22 protein-coding genes are annotated in these 20,411 nt (G+C 48.8%); 2 read left to right on the plus strand and 20 right to left on the minus strand.

The features are described 5' to 3' along the window. Nucleotides 1–4: 4 nt before the first annotated feature. Nucleotides 5–487 carry a signal peptidase II gene (lspA, locus tag H7T88_RS02450; protein ID WP_090921622.1) on the minus strand — a complete coding sequence of 161 codons (483 nt, stop codon included), beginning with the start codon at nucleotides 485–487 and terminating at the stop codon, nucleotides 5–7. Between the two features lie 222 nt (nucleotides 488–709). Between lspA and H7T88_RS02455 the strand changes: the two genes are divergently transcribed. Beyond that, nucleotides 710–1,192, plus strand: a complete 483-nt coding sequence (locus tag H7T88_RS02455) for a heme-degrading domain-containing protein (protein WP_260510667.1) — start codon at nucleotides 710–712, stop codon at nucleotides 1,190–1,192. Nucleotides 1,193–1,315: 123 nt separating this feature from the next. Here the strand turns inward: H7T88_RS02455 and H7T88_RS02460 are convergent, their stop codons facing one another. The 13 genes from H7T88_RS02460 to H7T88_RS02520 form a co-directional block, all read right to left on the minus strand. Beyond that, nucleotides 1,316–2,293, minus strand: a complete 978-nt coding sequence (locus tag H7T88_RS02460) for a permease prefix domain 1-containing protein (RefSeq protein ID WP_221786693.1) — start codon at nucleotides 2,291–2,293, stop codon at nucleotides 1,316–1,318. 6 nt (nucleotides 2,294–2,299) lie between these two features. Next, entirely contained in the window at nucleotides 2,300–2,626 is a 327-nt protein-coding gene (locus H7T88_RS02465; RefSeq protein WP_090921618.1) for a PadR family transcriptional regulator, read from the minus strand. A gap of 206 nt (nucleotides 2,627–2,832) precedes the next feature. Then, complete coding sequence (locus H7T88_RS02470) at nucleotides 2,833–3,780, minus strand: nucleoside hydrolase (RefSeq protein WP_221786694.1); 948 nt, start codon at nucleotides 3,778–3,780, stop codon at nucleotides 2,833–2,835. 113 nt (nucleotides 3,781–3,893) lie between these two features. Further along, on the minus strand, nucleotides 3,894–4,298 hold the full coding sequence (locus tag H7T88_RS02475; RefSeq protein WP_154890082.1) for a DUF350 domain-containing protein: 405 nt from the start codon (nucleotides 4,296–4,298) through the stop codon (nucleotides 3,894–3,896). Then, on the minus strand, nucleotides 4,286–5,680 hold the full coding sequence (locus H7T88_RS02480; protein ID WP_154984369.1) for a glutathionylspermidine synthase family protein: 1,395 nt from the start codon (nucleotides 5,678–5,680) through the stop codon (nucleotides 4,286–4,288). Before H7T88_RS02480 ends, H7T88_RS02475 begins: the two co-directional genes overlap by 13 nt. Nucleotides 5,681–5,734: 54 nt before the next feature. Continuing rightward, on the minus strand, nucleotides 5,735–6,181 hold the full coding sequence (locus H7T88_RS29005; protein WP_312027570.1) for a hypothetical protein: 447 nt from the start codon (nucleotides 6,179–6,181) through the stop codon (nucleotides 5,735–5,737). Beyond that, nucleotides 6,181–6,645, minus strand: coding sequence for a hypothetical protein (locus H7T88_RS02490; RefSeq protein WP_260510668.1), 465 nt, complete (start codon nucleotides 6,643–6,645; stop codon nucleotides 6,181–6,183). Before H7T88_RS02490 ends, H7T88_RS29005 begins: the two co-directional genes overlap by 1 nt. 812 nt (nucleotides 6,646–7,457) lie before the next feature. Beyond that, nucleotides 7,458–9,638 (minus strand): ribosomal protection-like ABC-F family protein, encoded by a 2,181-nt coding sequence (abc-f, locus tag H7T88_RS02495; protein ID WP_221786696.1) that lies wholly within the window; start codon nucleotides 9,636–9,638, stop codon nucleotides 7,458–7,460. 98 nt (nucleotides 9,639–9,736) lie between these two features. Next, complete coding sequence (locus H7T88_RS02500) at nucleotides 9,737–9,898, minus strand: hypothetical protein (RefSeq protein ID WP_186809699.1); 162 nt, start codon at nucleotides 9,896–9,898, stop codon at nucleotides 9,737–9,739. Nucleotides 9,899–10,122: 224 nt separating this feature from the next. Continuing rightward, nucleotides 10,123–10,575, minus strand: coding sequence for a hypothetical protein (locus tag H7T88_RS02505; protein WP_260510669.1), 453 nt, complete (start codon nucleotides 10,573–10,575; stop codon nucleotides 10,123–10,125). 14 nt (nucleotides 10,576–10,589) lie between these two features. After that, a complete protein-coding gene (locus tag H7T88_RS02510) occupies nucleotides 10,590–10,877 on the minus strand; it encodes a YesK family protein (RefSeq protein WP_221786697.1) in 288 nt (95 codons plus the stop codon). Between the two features lie 38 nt (nucleotides 10,878–10,915). After that, nucleotides 10,916–11,914 carry a glycosyltransferase gene (locus tag H7T88_RS02515; RefSeq protein ID WP_154890074.1) on the minus strand — a complete coding sequence of 333 codons (999 nt, stop codon included), beginning with the start codon at nucleotides 11,912–11,914 and terminating at the stop codon, nucleotides 10,916–10,918. A gap of 46 nt (nucleotides 11,915–11,960) precedes the next feature. Next, complete coding sequence (locus H7T88_RS02520) at nucleotides 11,961–13,034, minus strand: phosphotransferase (RefSeq protein ID WP_154890072.1); 1,074 nt, start codon at nucleotides 13,032–13,034, stop codon at nucleotides 11,961–11,963. 247 nt (nucleotides 13,035–13,281) lie between these two features. Here H7T88_RS02520 and H7T88_RS02525 point away from each other — a divergent pair, with 247 nt between their 5' ends. After that, nucleotides 13,282–13,725 (plus strand): hypothetical protein, encoded by a 444-nt coding sequence (locus H7T88_RS02525; protein WP_260510670.1) that lies wholly within the window; start codon nucleotides 13,282–13,284, stop codon nucleotides 13,723–13,725. A 120-nt stretch (nucleotides 13,726–13,845) separates the two neighbouring features. Here the strand turns inward: H7T88_RS02525 and nikE are convergent, their stop codons facing one another. The 6 genes from nikE to H7T88_RS02555 form a co-directional block, all read right to left on the minus strand. Continuing rightward, nucleotides 13,846–14,646: a nickel import ATP-binding protein NikE gene (nikE, locus tag H7T88_RS02530; RefSeq protein WP_221786702.1), complete on the minus strand. Its 801-nt coding sequence runs from the start codon at nucleotides 14,644–14,646 to the stop codon at nucleotides 13,846–13,848. 77 nt (nucleotides 14,647–14,723) lie between these two features. Next, entirely contained in the window at nucleotides 14,724–15,530 is an 807-nt protein-coding gene (nikD, locus tag H7T88_RS02535; protein ID WP_221786704.1) for a nickel import ATP-binding protein NikD, read from the minus strand. A 36-nt stretch (nucleotides 15,531–15,566) separates the two neighbouring features. Next, the gene (nikC, locus tag H7T88_RS02540; RefSeq protein WP_373323237.1) at nucleotides 15,567–16,394 is read right to left on the minus strand and encodes a nickel ABC transporter permease subunit NikC; all 828 of its coding nucleotides are present in this window, start codon (nucleotides 16,392–16,394) and stop codon (nucleotides 15,567–15,569) included. Beyond that, nucleotides 16,394–17,338 carry a nickel ABC transporter permease subunit NikB gene (nikB, locus tag H7T88_RS02545; RefSeq protein WP_090921753.1) on the minus strand — a complete coding sequence of 315 codons (945 nt, stop codon included), beginning with the start codon at nucleotides 17,336–17,338 and terminating at the stop codon, nucleotides 16,394–16,396. Before nikB ends, nikC begins: the two co-directional genes overlap by 1 nt. Nucleotides 17,339–17,432: 94 nt before the next feature. Continuing rightward, entirely contained in the window at nucleotides 17,433–19,073 is a 1,641-nt protein-coding gene (gene nikA / locus H7T88_RS02550; protein ID WP_221786707.1) for a nickel ABC transporter substrate-binding protein, read from the minus strand. Between the two features lie 277 nt (nucleotides 19,074–19,350). Then, nucleotides 19,351–20,388: a glycoside hydrolase family 130 protein gene (locus H7T88_RS02555; protein ID WP_090921591.1), complete on the minus strand. Its 1,038-nt coding sequence runs from the start codon at nucleotides 20,386–20,388 to the stop codon at nucleotides 19,351–19,353. Between the last annotated feature and the right edge of the window lie 23 nt (nucleotides 20,389–20,411).

Below are 20,411 nucleotides of genomic sequence, written 5' to 3' on the forward strand. Positions count from 1 at the left end.
AATGTTACCCTTTAGGCAGCGCATTACGTAGACGTTTCTCCCGATACCTCTGATATGCACGAATCAGCATGCCGATGATGATCATCACTACACCAATGTTAATTGCCACATCCGCCAGGTTTAAAATGCCCCGTCCCGACGGAAACACCAGAAAGTCCGTCACACGAGCATAAACAAAGCGATCTATGGCGTTGCCGAGTGCACCGCCGACCATGAAACCTGCCCCGGCCTGCATCCAGAATCCCCGTATCTCACCTTTACGCCGATAATAGAGCATACCTACGATAAACAGCACAGCAATGACCCCGAATAAACGTGCATTCCCTTGAAACATGCTTCCGGCCATACCGCTATTTTCGTAATGTTGCAGCTGCATCCCTGAATCCCCAAGCCGCATCACTTCGCCAACCTCCATATACATCCGAACTGCAATTTTAGTACCCTGATCTACAAGCGTAACCAGCAACGCGATAAAATAAAACAACATCGTTTTCCCCCTGCCTGCCTAAGCCGCTCTTTATGTTCAATTGCAGAAAAATCATTATAACGTTCTTCTTACTCTACCACAGCGGTTATAACGTCTCCAAATGATCCGATCTTAAGTCTCTTCTAACATTCGATAAAGTGTGCAATTCACTACGGGCAGGTAGAGCCCCGTCCTGCGTCGAATGTAGAGCTTCATCACACATACGAAGGAGATGTCTTTCATTTGAATCCGATTAATCCCGAAATCACTGCAAGACTTGCACAGATGCAGCAGGAAGAACAGGAACTGGTATGGGATACATTCAACTCCGAAACAGCACTACAACTCGGCCTGTATCTAGTTCAGGAAGCGAAACGCCGCTCACAAGCGGTGACCATTGATATTACGCTAAAGGGACACCGTCTCTTTTTGCATGCGATGGAAGGCACCCACCCCGATAACGAAAACTGGATTCGGCGCAAAAACAACGTGGTCAACCACTTCGGCTCCAGCTCCTGGCATACGGCCTTACGACTACGGAGCGAAAATAAAATATTGGAGCAAGATTACCAACTATCTGACTCCGATTATGTACTGGCTGGTGGTGCATTTCCACTGATCCTAAAAGAGGAAGGGCAAGTGGGGACAATCACAATTTCGGGTCTGCCTGATGAGGAAGATCATGATCTCGTCACCACAGGCATTCGCTCATTTTTAGAGGGGTAGCACATACTCCATACTCATAACTGCGTGTCCTGGAACGTTGTGCATGTGGAAACCCGCCTTATATGATTGAATAAGGCGGGTTTAGTATTTTTAACTTTTTCGATCCAGAACACAGTTAAGGAATCAGGATGGCTTTTTATTTTTCATCATGTGATATACATTGCTAAAGCTGCCGGAGAGAATGCCGACAATCGGGAAAATCGCCCAGTTAATATCCCAGCGCTGGTAGACGAAACCGGTAAAGAGGAAGAACGCCGTCGCGAGTGGCCAAACCACAGCCTCAACGGCTCGCACTGCTCGTGCCTCTTCTCTCTTGGCTGCATTCAGATGCTGATCCTCAAGCAACGTCGTATAGGAGCCCTGAATATTACCGTAATAGACAAACAAAAACACACCGATCCCCGCTGTAGCCAAGAGAGCCGACACACCGTAAGCCGCATACGTATCATTCACATAGGCCCCTGCAAAGATGAAAACAGGAGACAGGATGCACAGACACACGCCCGTAATAAGAGCCACACGATATGTGAGTGCAAAGCTTGCCCTTCTACGCTGAATAGTCATCATCAGGGAACGAGGGAGCTGGAACCCTTTCTCCATATACTCAAACCGTCCTAGCTTCATACCGCTATAGATGAACATACCCACGGCAACAGCCACCAGCACAAACATACCACTCATGCCAATTACAGAGCCAATGCCGAACGTACCTTGATCTGATGAAGATCCTAAGCTCTCGAACAGCGTATCCATTAATATGAGAAAAGCTATTCCCGCCGAGGACAGCCACACGCCCAGCCCCGTCCAGAAGCCTGCACTTCGCTTAGCCGCGAGATAGGCCTGAACCTCTTCTTCGGTCAGCACTGGATAGGTTTCCGCAGCATCTTCAGTCTGAATTCCGAGCTCTTCCATCAATTCTTCGATGTTGCCAAACTCAGAGATCACAATGCCAACGGCCTCATTCTCTGATCTGCCCTCCTGTTTTAACTCCAGATACTTATCTTCCATACCCGAAAGAAGCTCCTGTTTCATGCGCTCCACCTCAGGACTTCTCGGCAATCCCGCAAACATATTGTCCAGATATACCATTATTGTCTCCATGTCCGATCACAGCTCCCTGATAAACAGATTAACGACCTCTTGCGTAACCTTCCATTCCTCGCATTTTTCTCTGTAATAGTCCAGGCCAGCTGGCGTGATCCGGTAATACGTGCGGCGTTTGCCCAGACTTTCATCCTGATAAAAAGATTCAATATATCCGTTTTTCTCCAAGCGGGTAAAGGCCGAATAGAGTGTAGTCTCCTTCATGACATACTTCTCATCGGTCAGTTGCCTGATGTTCTTGGAAATCTCGTATCCGTACGATTCTCCTTCAAGCAACATGTAGAGGATCAGCGTATCATTATACCCCCGTATTACGTCACTGCTAATCACAAAAGGTATTCCCCCTCATCACTTCATCTGTCGTAGTAGTTTGAGTATAGCACAGTTACTACGACAGATGAAGTAGTTTAGTTAAAATAGGCAAAATAAAAATCCGCACCTGGTTAGAGGTACGGATTTAATAGATGTAACCTAGTCTACGCATATTATGTAAACCATTTACAAACGTTTCTCCTGCTCTGCGTTTAACGATGCGGTTACTGAATGGCAGTCAGCACATCCAGCAGCATGGACTTGAACTTCGGACGATCAATTGCTTCACAGACACGTACATTTGGCGCTTTACCAAAACGTCCGTTGATATCCACCACGCTGTATCCGCGTGTCAATTCCCCTGCCGCTTCTACGTCGACGTAATAATGACCCGACTTCGTCATGAGTGACTCTTCTGCGGCAACCACCATTAACAGGGTATCAGGATGGGTTGTTCCGTTCAATTTATGTACCGATTTGTTGAATTGCATGACCACTTTATTGATTGCAATGAAGAAATCGGAACCCGAGGTACGGAGTGCTGCAATCTCTGCATGATCGTTATCATCCATAACGGAATATTGAGTACACATCTCCCAGCCAACCATCGTAATAGGGATGCCTGCATGCAGTACAATTTTGGCTGCCTCAGGGTCTACGTAAAAGTTATACTCCGCCGCCGGTGTGATATTGCCCAGTGCATTGTTCGTTCCACCCATGATATATAGATGAGCAATCTCAGGGATAATCGTTGGGTCCTTCTGAATCGCCATCGCGATGTTCGTTAGCGGCGCAATCGCCAGCAGTTCAATCTCCCCAGGATGTGCGTGAACCTTCTCGATAATAAAATCAACCGCATGCCCGCTCTCGGGACGTTGATCCGCCTTGGGGAAATGCGCGCCGCCCATACCGTCATCGCCATGCACATCTTCTACCGTACGATGCTGAGCCTGACCATAGGCCATAAGTGGACGCTCGCAGCCTTTATATACCGGAACCTTGCCGCCGTGTCCGGCAACCTGCACGGTGTACAGTGCATTTTCAACCTCTTGGTCAAACTGTACGTTCCCTCCGGTTATCGTAATGCCTTCCACCTGAAAATGATGCAATGCTGTCAGGATCGCAATCGTATCGTCTCCTGCTGTATCGGTATCAATGATGACTCTTCTCATGTTGCCGCGCTCCTTTTTCTGTATAGTATTCGTTTTATATCCGCCAAACGACCCTCGTTTATATCACTATACTTATTCAACGGACATATCTACGCGAAACGTCAGGGTTTATTTTACATCAAAAACGTACCAATGACGATGGAAACGCCGATGATCACGGAGCGTAACAACTGTGCTACCGCCATATTACCACGTGCAATCTCGTCACACACTCGCATTTTCGGGATCAGGAAATCAAATATAATATAGACCAGACACAGAATAATGATACCCAGTCCCGACCACAGAAGCATATCCAGCCATGCATGCGTTGAGAACGACACCATACCCACAATAATACACAGACCCAGCAGCTTGCTGCCCATGTACATACCTGCCGCCTCGTTGCCTTTGGCGATCTCCTCACTGTCGTTATACCGGGTCAATTTGCTAAATGCAAAATACCCCACAATCAACACCACTAACAGAATGCCGATCCCCACCGCAACATTCACGAGGTTTAACCCTAGCTTTTCCATTCCTTCTCCTCCTCATCATTCATTGGTTTACGTACAGCGGCTGCGCAATAATACGCCATATCTCCGGTTACCTTCTCCCCGACCCTGGGCAACATTCCGGCAAAACGTCCACCGATTACAAATACTCCTGTCAGCAAATAACCACTATACTCGCCGTCTTCTGTCTGAATGACAGCCTGTTCCATCGGCATGAGCTGCTGATATACCTTAGGCTGGTTTTCATAATAAGCAGTGACCTCTTCGTCCTCGTCATCATCCTTATTCAAGACTGCAGGGATGTCCCCCGTGGTGTCTGACTCCGGTTGTTTTTTCAATTTAGAAAGAGAATCTGCTTGATGATCCAGCAAAATAGTCCCCCGGCCCTCGCGCCCCCAATAGCTCTTGGCTACGTAAGGTGCATCGCTCTGCTCAAACGGCTCCGCGGTGAAGTAGGTCGGCAGCAAATACCGTGAAATCACGTCCAACTCTGCCTCGTCAAAAAGCGTAAATCCACAGTACTCTGGCGTCTGCTCATTCCGCTCGTACAGCGACCAGATGGCAGCCATAAAACCTTTGCTTTGCATCAGCACATGCTGGACAGGATTCATCAGGCCAAGCTGTGCTTCTCGTACCAGTTCAATCAAAGCTGCGCCAATGTCCACACCGGTCGTTTCGTCCCGATCCCCAATCAGGTATTCCAGCGGATACAACCGATATAACAATTGAATCTCGCGGCCCTGATGATACAGCGCTTCTCCCGGCACAATCTCAAGCTCCTCCAGCGGAGCATATAACACCTCATATCCAGCCTCACGGCAGCGTTCCATCAGGTAGGTGGTATTCGTACGATCCTCGACATGCTCACCGTAAGAGGTGAATGTGACTGGCCCCTGCAACCCTTGCTCAGCATAAAAGGATAACCACGATCGGAAGCAATCTCGGATACGTGCATCCATATGCACAGAGGGTGCAGTCCATGCCTGGTCTTCTGTCCGTCCGATCAAAATGTGTTCAAGTGCCGCCGATTCAGGAATACCTGTGGGCGTGTCGGTGTTATTTTCAATACATTTCAAACCAGCTTCGCCAATAATCCAGTCTTGACGAGTGATTCCGCCTGTAACAGCCTCCATACGCGCTGCCGGAATCAGCCCCGGATGTATGCCAAGTGCATGCTCCAGAAACGAATCTGGCATATATCGCTGAATAAAACGCATCACTTTTCCGTAAATCGCGTCCACCGCCTCCGCCGCAGTGTGTAGCTCTTTCAGTTCTTCCGGTGTATAAACCGTCAATGCGGGCACACAGTACTGTTTGCCGTACATACGATGATAGGGGATCTGCTCGCCAGCCTTACCTGAGAAAATATCCTCATGACTGAACGGCAATGAGTACATTTCCCTCATCCCACCGACCTCCCCCGGATGATGCGGAGAATATTTGCCTGCTTCATGATGTCATTAACCTCCCGAACTTCGGAAAAAGCTGCCAAAGCCGCTCGATTTGGATTTGGTTGAGCTTTTATAAGAGCTACTGCCGTCTTTGCTTCCGCGATAAGAAGATCCGCCGTAATAGTAATGACCGCTGCTGGAGTCGTACTCACAGCCTGTATCATATTCGGGATCACATTCGTCATTGCTACTGCCACATCCCGCAAGCACCGCAGGCACAGCCAGCATCAGCGAGAATGCAACCAGTTTCGCTTTGGAGCCTGGTTTGGCGCTTGGAGTAGAGTGTGGTTCAAAGCCTATTTCAGAGCCTAAAATAGATGATGATTCTGATTCTAATGCTTTGCTAGATGCTACTACAGTCTCAGAACTAGACTCTAACGTGAATGCAATTTCATCCCCGATGACGTTTCTGGACACTTGCCCGGATACAGGTTTTTGCACCTCTTCTTCCTTCATTACAGATCCACCTCTTTCATGAAAAACAGTACTTTCTTCCGATCCGCATCGAGCACGGAGTACAAAAACTCGTACGTCTTGCCTTCGAGTACCATGTAGTGATCCAGCAGCTGTTCGGCCAGTTCCATGGTGTAACCCGAGGATTCCGCAAGCTCCAGTTCCTCAAAGGAACGTCCATTCCACAGCATATATTCCGGGCTGTACATGGAAGACATTTTACACCTGCCCAGCGCTGATTCCGCAATAGCAGCACCGTGCCCTTCCGGCATCTGCTGGTCATACGCAGTCACATAAATGGCGTGATCCCGCCGATCCTGACACTCATTGGACAGATGGGCCCATAGTTTGTTTTTCATCAGGGTAGCATCCACCAGCTTACGCATAAACAGTTCATCCCGCGTCACTGAAGCCTGCTCAAGCACGCCCGTTTCTGCCTGTTTATCCTCCGACCAACTGCGATACATCAATGAATAATAGATGGTGATTCCCTCCCAATCTGCAAGCTCGTAGGTGAGCCGATTCAATATACACAAACGTATTAAACGCATGAGGAGGAAAAAAGTTACACTATTCGCCGAGACATGTAAAAAGAAACACATTTAATTTATGGTGCTCTTTTAACTATGCTCCAGCCCACACACCAGACTTACTTTACCTACTTATCTGCCTACCTAACATGCCTTACATGTTTAGCTACTGATCTACCTCCCTTCCCTAACTACCTTACTGCCTCTAATTCCTTACTTCCTTACTTCCTATACTCCCTTACTTACCTAACAACCTAACTCCATACTTTCCTAATTTTATCCCCCGCTCATGCGCTAACGATCACCACAGAGCTTATTTGGCGGAAAAACAACCTTTCCAAATTCTAACGATCAGGAGAAACGTTATTTCGGAGAAAAACCAGTGAAATCGGCTAAAAGCTCCACATTTTTAGTAAATAACGTTCCTGGTGATCGTTAGAATTTTGAATCGCTAAAAATCAGCCAAATAGCCTCTCCTCAGATCGTTAGAATATATTCTGATTCACAACCACACAGCAAAGGGCTGCCCCATGTCAGTCAATGCACACCAAATGCATCAACCGTGAGATAGCCCTTTACGTCCTTTGTACTCTAGTCAGTTTCTTTGTGCTCTATTCAGTTTCCTTGCACTCCAGTTAGTTCCCTACAGTTATAGCTATTTACCTTCAACAATCAGCCTAGTATTTACCCCATGGTACGAGTCTTAGATGTTTTACTTGCACGTTTTACTGTCATCTTCACTTCTACGATCACATCTCAGCCCATTGAGCCAATAACTCATCATAAGCTGCGGATAACTGCTCACGCTCGTTCCAAGTTTGCTCCAGCGCTATCGGATCATTGGCTAACGATTCAAGCTGCTGATCAAGTTCCCGAATCTGCGTTTCTATAAGAGCCATCGCCTGCTCCAGTTGCTGAGCAGACCTGTGACTCCCACGATTGCCACCACTTCGGCCTTGATTGTTACTGTGGTCACAATTCCCATTACTGCTACCACTTCGGCTTCGGCTTTGACTGCTACTGTAATCACCATTCCCACTTGCAACATTCATGTTCACCCGTCCAGCATCGAGCTCAGTATGAGCTTGCTCCAACATGATCTCTCCGCTTGCAGACGCAACATCAGGTCCGTCGCCTTCGGCTTTCAGTCGGGCACCTTTGTTCGCTCCCGTCTCCAATGACTTCCCATCGATCCCAGTACCAATTTCCTTTTCCGCTTTTCTTCTTCCAGTTTTCGATCCGTTTCCAGCACGACCTGCTCCAAGCTCTTGTGCAACTTCTTTCGCTACACGAGCCTGCAAATCAAACTTTTTCTCCCGGTACGCTTCATAATCTCCGAGATATGCCGTCAGCTGTCCGTCCTCCAGTTCCCAGACACCAGAAGCCAGACGATTCACAAAGTATCGGTCATGGGAGATAGCCAGCACGGTTCCTTCAAAATCAGCAAGTGAATCCTCCAGCGCTTCTCTTGAGGCAATATCCAGATGGTTGGTCGGCTCATCCAGCAGTAATACATTGGGTTTGCGATGTACCAGCAACGCAAGCCTCAGGCGAGTCCATTCCCCGCCGGACAGTTGCCCTACCGAACGGAAAACATCTGCGCCATAGAATAGATATCTCGCCAGAATGCCACGGGCTTCTCCTTCCTCTACGCCTGCTTCCAGACGGAAGTGCTCCAGCACACTCAGCTTTGGATCCTCAGGCTCCTCCTGCTGGGCCAGATATCCCACATCAACGCGTGCGCCCCATTCCAGCTTGCCTGCATCCGGCTGTTCTTCACCCAGCAGCAGCTTGAACAGCGTGGTTTTACCGGAACCGTTACGGCCGATCAAGGCCGTTTTGTCCCCATATTCCAGTAACGCCGAGACGCCTTGTAAAATATCTCGATCACCGTATCGTTTCTCCACGTCTTCCAGCACAGCTACACGTTTACCTGTCCGATCCGTCGGACGCACATCAAAATCTGCATGACGACGTTCCAGCACAGGACGTTTTACCTGCTCCATCCGCTCCAGCGCTTTACGCATGGAGGCTGCACGACGGAAAAACTTTTCGTTACCGCCAACGCGGCCCCATTCTTCCAGCTGGCGGATCGTTTCCTTCATTTTTTTCATAACCTTCTGCTGCTCCTTGAACTCCTCAAACTGCTTCAGCAGCCGCTGTTCCTTCACCTTCATATATTCGGTGTATCCGCCCGTAGCGATTTCGGCCTCTCCGTCCTCCAGCTCCAGCGTACGTGTCACGACCCGATCCAGAAAATAGCGGTCATGTGAGATCAGAATGACGGTACCCGAATAATCTCGTAAAAATCCTTCCAGCCACTCCACCCGCTCCAGATCCAAATGGTTCGTCGGCTCATCCAGCAATAACAGATCCGGACTGACGATCAGCTGCGAAGCCAGCACCACACGGGTCTGCTCGCCACCTGAGAGTGAATCGAACCGCCAGCCGTAATGTGCCTTCGCAATATCCAGCCCGTCTGCGACTTGGTCAATCCGTGCATCCATTTCGTATCCACCTTCGCGTTCGAACCGCTCCTGCAGTGCTGCGTACCGCTTCAACAGACGCTCCAGTTGCTCTGGATCTGCCGCACAGGCGGGATCGGACATCTGCTGCTCCAATTCGGTCATCTGGGTGCGGCAAGCGATAAGTTCCCGAAAACCAAGGCCCAGTACATCCAGCACCGTGTGGTCATCCATTCCTTCGGGTACTTGGGCAACGTAACCGACACGTGTATCTTTTTTCAGCATTAACTGGCCTTCGTCCGGCTGGCTTAACCGAGCCATCAAACGCATCAAGGTGGTTTTGCCGCTTCCGTTGCGGCCGATCAGGGCCACCTTGTCGCCTTCCATAATTTCAAATGTAATGCCGTCCAGCACCAGATGTGCTCCGTGATATTGTTTCAACTGTTGCGCGCTAATAATCATCATAATAAGGTTCCTCCTATGGTGTGGAAGAGCCCGACCGCAACACAAAAAGAGCCGCAGGAGGTTAGCTCCGCGGCCCTTCAGAATTCAAGCAAATATGCTTATCGTCCGAATGAGGTCAAGGCAGGCATCTTCTCGTACATGTTAACTTCCGTATATTCAAAATTGGACAGACTTCTCCCGTTGTTCGAAAAAGTGTGAACAATGCCAGCCATAGCAATCGGCAGCTGGCTAATACGGTTGTTAAGCATCTCGTGATTCACCTGTCTTCACCTCCCTTTGTCATAAGTAATGTCAATATATCACAGACGGTTGCACCTCTGCAACCACCTCATGCGCCTAGCATCCCTGTCATATGCTGTGCTCAAGGTTTTCATTCGCCATTCTCCATCAGCCGTTTTCATTCCCTGGGTACTCTTGCTGAATTCCTACAATCTTCCACGGCTCTTCTTCAGATTTCCTACATCTCTTCTACCCTGAAGACAAATTACCCTATATAAGTCATTCGAATATCCACTACATTGTGCAAATTTATCTCCACGCGCAGTTCCTCATGCTCATTGATCGCAATTAACGAGTTACCGCTAACACTTAATTTTTTGATGGGATTGGTGTCCTCCAAAAAAATCGCCCACACCAAATGATCTTCTGCATCGGTACAAGCAATGAAGCCTTCATTCCCCATTTGCCCGTCTCCACCAATGATTTTCCCACCTTGATAATCCACACTTGTCCATACATCTACCATCGTCCAGCAATCCGGATTGTATTTCACAATACTGTCTATCGTCGTATCACAAACGGGAGAACAATACATGGTTCGCTCGTTGCTGTTAGGGTCAAAATATGTGCTGATATCTAAAATAATGACCGTTCCTTCTGGAAAAGCGATGCAATTTATACCTGGCATCTCTCGCTGTTCAGCGGACCAATGTTCCATGATTAAGCTATTCATCATATGTCCTTTCCTCGGCGCCGAAGCACCAAAGCCGTAATCGCAACCGTAATCAGCGTCAGCAACCCTGATGTACCTAGTGCCGCACCAAGGAGCGCATACCCGATACCGTTCCAACCACCTATATCGATGCTGATCAGGATAATAACTGCCCCGCCAAGCAACGTCAGACACGGCAAAATAGACTGAATCCAAGTCATTCGGCGCTTCTGCACCCGATAAACGATCCATTCAATTAACAGCTGTACTACCCACATCCCAACTGTCCACAAAATAACGATATCCACAAAATCCTCTCCTTATGATTGGATATTCATATCGACCGCTACTTGAGCCAGTCTGCAAAAAAGTTCCGATACCCTTCCTTCATTATCGTTCTTGAAAAGGCACCAAATGCATACTCGCGGTTGTCCTCTGATACACTTCGCGGCGCAGCCGCGGCCATGTTCACCAGTTCAAACCAGTTATCCTCATTGCCTGCAAAAGCATGCGTGGACCTGATGTGACCATAGCAGGCATGCTCGGGTTTCACGACCATTTTCCCCATCGCCATCGCTTCCGTCAGTGGCATCGCAAACGTATCAAACGCTGAACAGCTCCAGTACACCTTGGCCGAGTTCATCAGCGTAAATATTTCATCCTGAGTAAGTGCAAACTTCAGCTGCACGTTATTTGGAATATCATACTTTTTCATACTTTCCTTATAACGCACACCGCCAAACACCATATACACTTCCTTGTCCGGGTTCTGCCGGGCATATTCCAGCACAAGGTCGGGACGGCGGTTCGCCTCATCCCGCCCGATCCAGAGCACGCGATTATGCACGACCTGACTCGGGTCATAATGGCGGTGCGCCAGCTCTTCGTTGAAGCCAATCGGAATGACGTTCACGTCATGCACGCCGAAATTGCGCCCCAGCTCTCTTTTCAAAAACTCGGTCTGCACAATCGCTTTATCCACCATCGTATAGAATGGCTTCATCATCTCATACCCGGTTAGTGCCGGGTCAGGGAAACTGTGCGGAAACAGAACACTTTTCGGCAAAAACATTTTCAGAAATGTAAATCCCGATACCGTATAGATCACATGCTCAATATTTTGGCTATGAATCTGATCCAGCACGATATCATAGTTCACCAGGTCACCCTTCTCATGCTCGTACCCCGGTAGCCAGTCGTATCCGCTCACATGGCGCTCCGGCGAGATGAACACAACGTCCACGCCCAGCTCCAGCCCGATCTGCTTCAGTCGATCCGCGAACACCCGCGGCCCCTGAGCCTCCGTGAATTGAATTTTACGCATAACCAGTCCGACTTTACGCAAACTTTTCACCCCTTATTTCCATATTGCACTTCAACCGTCTAATCTTTTATCTTACCTCGTTCAGATGATTCATGCATTGCTCCAGCGTGGTAGCCGTCTCATGCCATTGATTGCGCAGCTGTTCCTGCGGCCACACACAGTCCGGATTCCGTAAATCGCCGTCGATCAGACGTAACATCCAGAGCGAGAATACAATCGCATAAGCATCGTACCACTTAGCAAAAGAAACCGGTTCAACCTGCACGCCAAGGCTCTTCAGCTTGTCCAGATACATCTTCATCACACGCGCCCGAAGCCCCGGCGTCATCGTACGTGGAAAGAGCGGATGCGACAAGTCCAGCAGATGATATACGTCCCACAATGGCGTATTCAGGTGAGCATGCTCCCAGTCGAGAATGACCAATCTACCCTCCACCTCGGCTACGTTGCCGGGGTGCAGATCACCATGGCACAGCACCAGCGGTAGCTCGTCCTCTGCCGTGAGGATCAACATGGTGAGTCTGTCCCAGTCCGCTGCAGACAACGTCAGATGCAGTTCGCGTAGCAGTTTATCCGTTGCTGACGGGTACTGCAGCAGTTCATGCAGCATATCCCAAATGGGCGGCTTATGCCCGACTCGCGGCAGGTCTTGCCACGTTGCAACGGGAAGTGCATGCCAAGCCGCCATATGTGCGGCAGCATTCAATATCGTCGATTCGCACAAGTGATGCTCCAGCTGTCCCATGTCCTCGTAGATCATCCAGCTCTGCTCCGGAGCCGCCGCCTGGTCCGAAGCCGCAATGAGCTGCGGATATACGGGTGGCAATTGTGCCATCACATGCTCGTACATCCAGCGTTCCCGTCCATGCTGTGCAGGATTCGTCAGCGGTTTGAAAATATAAGTCTGGCCAGATTGAACAGTAAATCGTTCCACACACCTGCCGTTCATCCCCTTATAGAGAATCTGCCGTGCTTTAACCTGCTTTTCATCCACTGTTCCTTCGGATGTCACCCAGCGCTCTGGAAACATGTCATTCGCTAAATTCTCCATATGATTCATCTTCCGCATGTCCCGAGTGCTCTCCAGCCTCCTCATGTCCTGGAAGTTCTCTGCGTCCTCTGTTTTTTCCATGCTCTTCATAAACTCACCCTCCCTTCTGTCTGGCCGTTCCGTACAGGATTTCTATTCATCATACGTTGCAGATGAACGGCCTGCAAGGGGGGGCTTACTGAGGCAGAGACGTATCACAAGTGCATTCATCCCACGGTTGCAATATAACTGCGATTCCCCCCGTACCATTCGTTCCTTTCCGATCCCTCTGTAGACAATGATATAATGGAACGACAGATTGTGAGGGTACTTGAACATTTACATAGGAGGAACGACCATGAGCATTGTACTGATACCTGAAAAAGTAGATTTTCGCATCTCCACAACCGATCTGAAGGCCATCTATACCGAATCCGGAGGTGTCACTTTACGTGTAGATGTGCAAACGCGTGGGGATGTGCCTCTAGATCATTATCGAGAAATCGAACTCACTTTCGACACCGTTGCTGAACTGCGCTGCATCACGGTTAATTTCTTCGAGCTACATGCAGGTCAGGTTGAAGGGATTAGCCAGCAAGACGATGTGCTCGCCTTCTGGGAGACGAGCAGGTATCATCCCGATCCCGGCTTTTATCAGGTCGTAGATTCACCCATTCTAGAGGAGAAAAGAACACTATTTGATCCCCGAAACCGGCTTGATCTGAAGCATTATCTTGTCGCCGGATATGACAGTTATGTTGAGGTTATTGCCTCATCTTATCAGTTTGCGGTGAAGGGTTAGAACGGTTTCCAGAGAATAAAATACTGAGCGCCAGCCGAATCCAATGCATACAAAAAAGAACCAGGCCGATCATTCGACTTGGTTCTTTTGGTAACTCAAATTGGTTTTGGTTTCTCACACCTATTCAAACACAATTCTCCCTGACGGATGCTCAGGCAAAATCGACGACACCAACTGCCGGACAGCAGGCTGATCCGACTCCAAGATGGAATCCGTGGCATCCCCGGTATAGACCAGCCTTCCCTGATCCATCACGGCGATGCTGTCGCAGATCGTCAATGCGGCGCGAATGTCATGCGTGATAAACAGATAGGACAGCCCATACGTTGCTCGCAGATCTGCCAGTAAAGACAGAATTTGTGTCTGATGCACCATATCCAGACTGCTGATCGATTCATCCAGCACGATTAACTTCGGCTTAAGGGCAATGGCTCTGGCGATATTGACCCGTTGCAATTGCCCTCCGCTGAACTGATGCGGAAGCTTGCCCGCATCCTGCGGTGTAAGTCCGACCTGCACGAGCAGCTGTTCAATCGTGCGCTGTTGTTCCTTGGCAGACAGGCGCTCGTAATTGTCCAGCGGCTCTCCAATAATCTGCGCGGCCGTCATCATCGGATTCACGGCGGAGTAACAGTCTTGGAAAACGACTTGCAAGTCACGACGTAGCCCTTTGAGCACCGTTTTATCCGCTCGATAGATATCCTGGCCTTGAAATAACACCTGACCTTGGCTGGGTCTCTCCAGCCCAAGAATAACTTTGCCCAAGGTGCTTTTACCTGCACCACTCGTTCCGAGCAATCCAAGGCAAACCCCTTCTTCAATCGTGAGTGAAACATCTTCTAGAACAGAAGGGCGTGATTCCGAACGATCCAGCCAGCTCCGTTTGCCATAGCGATGACTTACTTCATGTACTTGTAACATCCGGTTCTCCGCCCCCCTTCCTTCGTTTCAATAGTACGTATCCAGACAGTTCCGCACTACTCCACATCTTCTCACCTTTAGCGACCGATGGACAGTTTCGGCCGAGCACTCAATAACATCCGCGTATACTCATGCTGTGGATGATCGAACAATTGGTATACATCTGCCTGTTCGATAATCCGCCCCTTCTGCATGACTGCTACTTCGTCTGCCATCTGTGAGATGACACCCAGATCATGTGAGATGAGCAAAATGGATGTACCGTGCTCCTTGCGAAGCCGATCCAATTCACGTAGCACATTCAACTGATTCACGACATCCAGCGCAGTTGTAGGCTCATCGGCAATCACCAGAGCTGGCCGCAGACACATGGAAACGGCAATCATCACTCGCTGCAACATACCTCCGCTGAGTTGGAACGGATATCGTTTCATCAACTTTGCCGGGTCTGGAAGTTTCATATCAGCCAGCGCGGCAATGGCCTGTTCCCGCGCCTCTGCTTTGGACATCTTCGTATGGGTTCGTAATGTTTCAATGAATTGAGAGCCGATCGTATATACGGGGGTAAAAGCATTCATCGGATTCTGCATAATAAATCCGATATCCCTCCCTCGTATGCGCCGCATCTCTTCTTCAGATAAGTTGCTAAGCTCCCGTCCGTTCAGACGAACACTGCCTGACGATTCCATTCTGCGGGGATGAAGCAAGCGCAGTAGCGCATTACAAGTCACCGTTTTGCCGCAACCACTCTCACCGACAAGGCCGAAGACCTGACCCTTTTTCAAATTCAACTGAACAGGTTCCAGTAACGGGACGGCTCCCTTCGCTGTCTTGAGCTTAACCTCTAGATCACGCACTTCAAGTACATTCTCTGCCTTGTCCATCGTCACATTCCCCCCTTGTTCAGTTTATTTTCACCATTACTTTTTGGAAATGCCGTAACGATCAGATAAAGCTTCTCCCAAAATATTAAACGTCATTACCACTAGCAGAATAGCCACACCCGGATAGATCATCAGCTCCGGATGACTGCGAATATACCCTGTGCCTTCATGAATCATGGCTCCCCACTCCGCATTAGGCGGCTGAATGCCAAGTCCGAGGAAGGACAGTGCCGAGATATCCATAATCGCCCAGCCCATCTCCAGTGTGCCCATGACCACGATGGGACGTTGCACATTCGGAATGATATGTTTACGGATGATCGTCCAGGTAGAGGAACCACTAATTCGAGCGGCTGCGATAAAGTTCCGTTCCTTCAAGCTAACCACCATGTTTCGGCATATCCGCGCATAATGCACCCACTGTACCATCATGAGCGCCAGCAGAATCTGCATCAGACCTGGACCGAAGATCCCGACGATGCCCAGCACCAGTACCAGCTGTGGAAATGCCAATATGCCTTCACATAAACGCATCAGCACATTGTCAACCCAGCCACCGAGATAACCGGAGATCGATCCAACAATAAGCCCGATAATCAAAGACGACAGGAAGATCATCGTTGCAAATCCAATCGAAACCCGCGCTCCATAGAGAAGTCTGGAGAGATTGTCCCTTCCCAGATGATCTGTGCCGAGCCAGTGTTCGGCAGAAGGGTCCTTTAACTTCTGTAACAGATTCACTTTGACCGGATCATGCGGTGCGATCCATGGAGCCAATAATGCCAGGATGAAGAAAAGCAGCATGATCGTAGCGCAAATCCAAATTATTTTTTTTCCTCGAAATATCGTTCGCCATCGGTTCATCAATGCTCTGCCCGTCCTTTCGCCGAAATCCGCGGGTCCATATACAGCTGCACCAGATCAACGATTAGATTACACACGATGAACAGACACGCCGAAATAAAGACATAACATTGGATCACGGGAATATCTCGGTTGAAGATGGCTTCGACAAAGTAACGCCCGAAACCCGGCCATGAGAAGACCTGCTCTACAATAATTGTTCCTGTTAACAGCCTGCCCATGGTCATGCCCATTCCTGTAATAAACGGGGTAATGGCAATTTTGAGCACATGTTTCAGCATGATAACACGTTCACGTATGCCGCGGGTTCTGGCGTATTGCACATATGCTTCCTGTAATTGTTCGAGTACACTGGTACGCAACATACGGGTGTATAACGCAATCATCACCATAGAGAGCGTAAGCGTAGGCAGCACCAGGTTCTCCCAAGAGCCGCGCCCTTCAACCGGAAGCCAGTCTAGTTTCACGGCAAAAAAGAAAATAAGCAAGTAACCAAGCCAGAACTGCGGAATGGAAGCACCAAAATAAGAGATCGCCCGGCTCACCATATCAATCCAGCTATTTTTGTATACCGCCGCCAAAATTCCGAGAGGTATACTCACCAGTGCAGAGAATAGAATGCTCCACAAGGCCAGTTCTGCTGTAGCTGGGAACTTGTCCTTGACCTCATCGATCACCGGTTTGTTCGTGAGATACGAGGTACCAAAATCCAGCTGGGCCATCCTCTTCAACGTATCCACATACTGAGTGAGCAAAGGCCGATCCAGACCGAATTCATGTCGCTTCTCCGCCAACAGTTCTGGTGTTGGATAAATATGTGCTGCTGTCAGATACGCTTCGGCTGGATCGACCGGTGAAATATGGATTAGCCCAAAAGTGACAAGTGTAGCGATAAAAACGATAGGAATGATCGCGATCATTCGTTTACCTATATAGCCGATCACCAAACTTTCCTCCCCTTTTACCATGCCACACATGCTCTTGTTGCCTGATGTGTTACGTGTTCATTGCTACGTTTTTGACGTTCATCAACTATGATTATGGATTGCTTAACTGCATCCCCACAAACGGACTTTCATCCCGATTGGCCGGGAAGACAAATTTAGCAATTTTCTTCTGATATACGGCTGTTTTCTTCACATAAGAGATCGGCACAATCGCCGATTGGTCCTGTAAAGTCGTCAGGATGGATGTATACAGTTCCTGACGTTTCTTCTCATCTGTAGAAGACAGTGCTGCATGCACCTGCTCGTCCAGTTCCTTTTTCATCGGCAAAGCAGTAAGTGTCTCGGAGATTCCGAATCCCGGGCTTGCTACGACGTTAATGAAGGAATGCGGATCGTATGGTGCCCCGTAATTGTACCAGAAGTATAGATCGAAATCATTGGCTTTCAGACGTTTAATCTGTACCGTCAGTTCAAGTCCGGTAAGGTTTACTTTAACCCCCAGCTCGCTCCATTCGGCCTGAATGGTTTCACCCATCGCTTTCTGAATCGGATCGGTTTTATCAAAAATCAATTCGAATTCCAGCTTCTGTCCATCCTTCTCACGCACGGTTCCGCCTGCCGGCAACTTCCAGCCTGCTTCATCCAGCAATGCTTTGGATTGCTCTACGTTATATTCAATCGGTTTCAGATCCACATTGGTATATGGATAGTTTTTGGACAATGCGGTATCAGCCGGTTCTTCCAGACCCGATGTGACACCTTCCACCATCGCTTTTTTGTTAAAGCCCTGTTGAAGTGCCTTCCGCACTCTCACATCAGACAACTTCGGATTCGAAGAGTTAAGCAACAGGTCACGAGTACCTACAGGGTCAGACAGTTCGCTTACATACTTATCGTTCTCACGCAGCTGCTGGAATGCATCCAGACTAATCACGCCTTCACCGTAAATCAGATCCAGATCGCCCTTTTCAAAAGCAAGCACACGGGTCTCTGCATCAGGAATGATTTTGACCGTAATCTGATCGAACGCCGGTGCAGTACCCCAGTAATTCGGGTTACGTTTGAAGACCGCATACTCATCCTGCTTATATTCAGCCAGCATCCATGGGCCTGTACCTACCGGCTCTTTGATGCCTTTGGATGTATCCCCATCATCCGGGAATCCAGCCGCACCCAGGAAGCGGAACGGACGAACAACGGACAGATCCTGAAGTACAGGATAATACGGCTCGGTCAGAGTCATACGGAACGTATGGTCATCCACGACCTCTGTCTTGTCCAGCACACTGACGATGCCAAGCCAGCTATGTGTTTTTTTATTTTTCATGATGGAGTCAAAATTCTTCTTCACAATTTCAGCATTAAAAGGCGTGCCATCGGAGAAATTCACCCCTTGGCGCAACTTGAAAGTATATACTTTGCCATCATCAGAGATGGTCCATGACTCAGCAAGTGCCGGTTCCAGTTTACCATCCTTCTGGTAACTCACCAGTGATTCATAGATCATGGATTGGGCAAACAATTGGGACGGATTGTACGTATGTGGATTCATTGTACCGATATCCCGTGGCCAAGACATCGTAATCGACTTCGCCGAAGACGCCTGATCTCCCGAAGCAGAAGAAGACGCCGAACTGCTCTCTTTATTACTGCAACCCACGATAAATAACAGCAACAACAGTGTTGTCACCATCATAAGGGTAGTAGAACGTTTGTGTTGTTGTCCTAACATAGATACAAACCCCTTTTCTCTCTTCTCTCATTCTTCACCTGATCATTATCGTGATAATGATTCTCATATTCATTAAGAATATGAAGTAGCCTCCCTTTTGTCAACAAAAATCGACATAATATGTATGCCCATTAAATAGCCAAAAAAGCCCTTCCTATAGGATGAGGGGCTTTTTTGGTGAATAGCAGCAAATTTACTGCATATTCTCTGCATATTTCCTTTTCATTTCATATCTATACTCAATTTATTTAGTCATTTCTGGATGCGCAAAACCCCATTATAGTTTGCCTTCCTCGCGGTCGCCAGCGATCACTTCATCCGTTTCTTTGACATAGTCCACGATCTCTTGGACCGTTGTGTAGGCCACACCGACATAGGTATCGGCTGCGCCGTAATAGATGGCAATTCGTCCAGTATCGGCATCATGCAGGGTTGCACATGGGAAGACAACGTTATCAACGAAGCCCTGCTCCTCATACCATTTCTCCGGCGTCAGCACGAAGTTGGAGGAACGATACTTCACTTTGGACGGCTCATCCAGATCCAGAATCACCGCACCCATGCTGTACACAAAACCGTTGCATGTTCCGGTTACACCGTGGTAGAACATCAGCCAACCTTCAGACGTCTCGATCGGAGCGGGGCCACCTCCAATTTTTACGGATTGCCACCAGCCCTGACCGCCTTTGCTCATGACGTGACGATGTTTTCCCCAGTACACCAGATCCGGGCTTTCGCTCAGAAAGATGTCTCCAAACGGAGTATGTCCGCTGTCACTTGGTCTGGATAACATCACGTAGTTATCGTTGATTTTGCGTGGAAACAATACACCATTGCGATTGAATGGCAGCATCGGATTCTCAAGACGGACAAACGTTTTGAAGTCCTCCGTCTTGGCGAGACCCAGGGCCGCACCGTAAAAATCGGTACACCAGATGATGTAATAGGTATCTTCCACTTTGACCAGACGCGGGTCGTATGCGTAGTTCGGCATAAACGGTTCGCCTTGTTCGTCTACAAAAGTGATGCGCTCCTCCTCTATCGTCCAAGATAACCCATCTTCACTCGAACCCATGTGCAGGTGTGGACGGCCATTGACTGTCTCGGCACGGAATACACCGATGAATTTCCCCTCATAAGGAACGACTGCACTGTTAAAAATACGGGCAACTCCCTTCACCGGATTACGTGGCACCACCGGATTAGCCGAGTGTCTCCACACCGGGCCTTCCGTTCCTTCCGGCTTATCCTCCCAAGGCATATTTGGCAAAGCATCCCCAACCATGTGTACCTTTTTCGTTTCAGTGACTGTCATATCTCATTTCTCCTTCTAATTGA

The organism is Paenibacillus cucumis (ex Kampfer et al. 2016), assembly GCF_019748695.1.
Taxonomy (GTDB): Bacteria; Bacillota; Bacilli; order Paenibacillales; family Paenibacillaceae; genus Paenibacillus; species Paenibacillus polysaccharolyticus.

Coding starts and splice junctions, on each gene's coding strand:
- H7T88_RS02525 (WP_260510670.1), top strand. CDS start 13,282: ATGAGCATTGTACTGATACCTGAAAAAGTAGATTTTCGCATCTCCACA.
- H7T88_RS02470 (WP_221786694.1), bottom strand. CDS start 3,780: ATGAGAAGAGTCATCATTGATACCGATACAGCAGGAGACGATACGATT.
- H7T88_RS02475 (WP_154890082.1), bottom strand. CDS start 4,298: ATGGAAAAGCTAGGGTTAAACCTCGTGAATGTTGCGGTGGGGATCGGC.
- H7T88_RS02520 (WP_154890072.1), bottom strand. CDS start 13,034: ATGAAGAGCATGGAAAAAACAGAGGACGCAGAGAACTTCCAGGACATG.
- H7T88_RS02555 (WP_090921591.1), bottom strand. CDS start 20,388: ATGACAGTCACTGAAACGAAAAAGGTACACATGGTTGGGGATGCTTTG.
- H7T88_RS02480 (WP_154984369.1), bottom strand. CDS start 5,680: ATGAGGGAAATGTACTCATTGCCGTTCAGTCATGAGGATATTTTCTCA.
- nikA (WP_221786707.1), bottom strand. CDS start 19,073: ATGTTAGGACAACAACACAAACGTTCTACTACCCTTATGATGGTGACA.
- H7T88_RS29005 (WP_312027570.1), bottom strand. CDS start 6,181: ATGAAGGAAGAAGAGGTGCAAAAACCTGTATCCGGGCAAGTGTCCAGA.
- H7T88_RS02460 (WP_221786693.1), bottom strand. CDS start 2,293: ATGGAGACAATAATGGTATATCTGGACAATATGTTTGCGGGATTGCCG.
- H7T88_RS02505 (WP_260510669.1), bottom strand. CDS start 10,575: ATGGAACATTGGTCCGCTGAACAGCGAGAGATGCCAGGTATAAATTGC.
- nikD (WP_221786704.1), bottom strand. CDS start 15,530: ATGGACAAGGCAGAGAATGTACTTGAAGTGCGTGATCTAGAGGTTAAG.
- nikC (WP_373323237.1), bottom strand. CDS start 16,394: ATGAACCGATGGCGAACGATATTTCGAGGAAAAAAAATAATTTGGATT.
- nikE (WP_221786702.1), bottom strand. CDS start 14,646: ATGTTACAAGTACATGAAGTAAGTCATCGCTATGGCAAACGGAGCTGG.
- H7T88_RS02490 (WP_260510668.1), bottom strand. CDS start 6,645: ATGTATCGCAGTTGGTCGGAGGATAAACAGGCAGAAACGGGCGTGCTT.
- lspA (WP_090921622.1), bottom strand. CDS start 487: ATGTTGTTTTATTTTATCGCGTTGCTGGTTACGCTTGTAGATCAGGGT.
- abc-f (WP_221786696.1), bottom strand. CDS start 9,638: ATGATGATTATTAGCGCGCAACAGTTGAAACAATATCACGGAGCACAT.